General features: G+C 68.2%; 3 protein-coding genes. All 3 read right to left on the bottom strand.

All coding sequences use genetic code 11. From position 1 onward, the window contains the following. A partial coding sequence (locus VNF92_13535; GenBank protein HVA58899.1) for an FkbM family methyltransferase occupies nucleotides 1–719 on the bottom strand: 719 nt, incomplete at its 3' end. A 55-nt stretch (nucleotides 720–774) separates the two neighbouring features. After that, a complete protein-coding gene (locus tag VNF92_13540) occupies nucleotides 775–1,254 on the bottom strand; it encodes a cupredoxin domain-containing protein (protein HVA58900.1) in 480 nt (159 codons plus the stop codon). A gap of 81 nt (nucleotides 1,255–1,335) precedes the next feature. Beyond that, nucleotides 1,336–3,051: magnesium-translocating P-type ATPase (mgtA, locus tag VNF92_13545; GenBank protein ID HVA58901.1), on the bottom strand; the 1,716-nt coding region annotated here is incomplete at its 5' end.

The raw sequence follows: 3,051 nt of genomic DNA on the forward strand, positions 1-3,051 counted from the left end.
ACGCCGCGCGCGTCGAGCAGATCGAGGTGGATTTCGAGCAGCAGGATGGGAGGATGCCCCGCGAGCAGACGCTCGGCCCCGGCCAACGCACGGTCCTCGAAGCCCTCGATGTCGATCTTCACCACGGAGGGGCTCACGCCCAGGCGCTCGCACTCGGCGTCGATCGTGGTGAACTCCACCGGGATCGCCTCCCTGGGGTGCGGGGGTTCGCCGAACGCGATCAGCCCGTTGCCGTCCACGTACCCGTCCATGCGCTCGGATCGGGCGCCGATCGCGTTGGCGCTCAGAACCAGGCGGTCGTTCAGGCCGTTCATGGCGCGCATCTGTTCCGCCAACCGGCGCAGCGACGGCGAAGGCTCGTAGCTGATCGCCCGGTTCCGCGGCGACGCCAGGCAGAACAGGTGGGCGAGCAGCGACACGTGGCCGCCCACGTCGAACAGCAGCCCCCCCGGGTCGCGCGCCACCTGGAGCAGGTTGGCGATCTCGTCCATCGATTCGCCGTTCGTCTGGAGGTGGTAGCGCAGATCGGGCAGCACCGCCCGCGGCGCGCGCAGCACGAGCGCCTCGTCGATCGTGACCACGCACCCGCCGGCCTCCTCTCGAATCTCGGCCCGCATGGTGGCGCGCGGCGCGCGAAAGCCGTAGAGGCGTCCGCGAAATGGGGCTTTCACCGCCTCCGGAAGCATCACGCCAGCCCAGCGGCGCAGGAATCGCGGCATTCCGCTCAAGGGCACCCGGCGGCTCGCGACGGTTCGGCGGCTCTCGATGCGAACCTCATTTCGCGACGGTCACCGCGGCTGGGCTCAAGACGAGCAGGGTGCCGTGCATCATCGGCAGGTGGGCGGGAATGGCGCAGGCGAAGTCGTAGATGCCCGGCGCGCCCGCCACATAGGTGGTGTCCACGATGTGCTGCCCCGGCAGCTTCACGAACAAGTCGTGAAGGACGAAGTTGTGCTCGTCGTCCTCGGGATTCACGAAATGAAAGTGGATCGTATCGCCCGCCACGACGGTGATCGTGCTCGGCTCGAATCCGTACACCTCCTTGCCTTCCAGCACGCCGCCCTTGGCAAAGTCCTGCTTGAGAAAGGGCAGCACGGCGGCATCCTCCTTTACCATGAGCGCGACCGTGGTGACGGTCACGTACCGGGCGCGAGGCGTGTACGACGCCTGCGCCGCGCGCGGGGTGGGCGCGCAGCCGGCAACGAGTACGAGCGCGGCGGCGCCGGCAACGGTCCAACCGTGGATGGGACGCAAGGCGGTGTCTCCTGAGGGAACGCATCAGATATGGTACGGCGGGAATGCGCCGGTATAATGGTGGGCCGGGAGCGGACGGCGCTACACCTGCCCTGCGCCGAACAGCGCACGTTTCACGATCTGCGTGACTACCAGATACCCGGTCACGATGGCCGCCAGGTACCCCCAGTACACGCCGGGCAACTGCACCAGCCCCAGTTGCGCGGCAAACGGAGACGAGGGCAGCCACGCCCCGACCGCCATGACGAGCAGCGTGGTGGCGGCAAGTTGCCAGCTCGAGCGGCTCTGCAGGAACGGCACCTTGGCCGTGCGGAGCACGTGGATGATCAGCGTCTGCGTGATCAGCGATTCCACGAACCAGCCCGTCTGGAACAGCGCCTGGTGCGCCACGTCCCGCGCTCCGAGCACGAACCAGAGCACGCCGAACGTGATGTAGTCGAACAGCGAGCTCACGGGGCCGATGAACAGAATGAAGCGCCGGATGCGCGACACCGACCAGGGCCGCGGCGCCTGCACCTGCTCGGGATCCACGTTGTCGTTGGGAATCGGCACCTGCGAGATGTCGTACAGCAGGTTGTTGGTGAGCACCTGGATGGGCGCCATGGGCAGGAATGGCAGCATGGCGCTCGCCCCCACCACGCTGAACATGTTGCCGAAGTTGGAGCTGGCGCCCATGCGCACGTACTTGAGGATGTTGGCGAACACCCGGCGCCCTTCGCGCACACCCTCGTCCAGCACCATGAGGCTCTTCTCGAGCAGGATGATGTCGGCCGATTCCTTGGCCACGTCCACCGCCGACTCCACCGAGATGCCCACGTCGGCGGCATGGAGCGCCGGGGCGTCGTTGATGCCGTCGCCCAGGAACCCCACCACGTGGCCGCGCGCGCGCAGCACCTGGATGATCCGTTGCTTGTGACCTGGGGAGAGGTGTGCGCAGATCCCGGCGCCGTCGAGCGCGGTGCCCAGTTCGTCGTCGCTCATCGCGTCGATCGCGGGCCCCAGCAGCGGCGGCGCGCTGGGCAGGCCCACCTGGCGGCAGACGCATGCCGTCACCAGTTCGTTGTCGCCCGTGAGCACCTTCACCGTCACGCCGTCGCGGCGCAGCGCCGCGATGGCGGGGCCCGCGGTCTCCTTGGGCGGGTCCAGAAATGCCACGTATCCGGTGAGTACCAGGTCCCGCTCGTCGGCGATGGTGTAGTCGTCGCGCACGGGCACTTCGCGATTGGCCACGGCCAGCACGCGGAACCCATCGGCGCTCAGGCGCTCGTACTCGTCGCGCACCACGTTCACCACCGCGGGCTCGATGGCCTTGGCCTGGCCGTGCGACTCGAAGCTCGTGCACCGGGCCAGCAGTTCGTCGTGCGCCCCCTTGGCGATCAGCCGCCGCGTCCCGTCGGGCGCTGCGACCACCACCGACATGATCTTGCGCTCGAAGTCGAACGGCAGCTCGTCCACCAGCGTGTAACCCTCGGGCAACTGCGCCCCATGCTCCTCGGCAAACCGCACCACGGCCCGGTCGAGCAGATTCCGGAGCCCGGTCTGGAACCGGCTCACGAACAGCGCGTCGAGCAGCACCCGGTCGCTCTCCTCGCCGAGCACGTCGCAGTGGTGCTGGAGGATCACGCGGTCCATGGTGAGCGTGCCGGTCTTGTCGGTGCAGAGCACGTCCATGGCGCCGAAATTCTGGATCGCGGCCAGCCGCTTGACGATCACCTTCTTGCGCGACATCGCGACGGCCCCGCGCGACAGGCCCACCGAGACGATCATGGGCAGCATCTCGGGCGTGAGGCCTACGGC

Source organism: Gemmatimonadaceae bacterium, assembly GCA_035533015.1.
Taxonomy (GTDB): Bacteria; Gemmatimonadota; Gemmatimonadetes; order Gemmatimonadales; family Gemmatimonadaceae; genus JAGWRI01.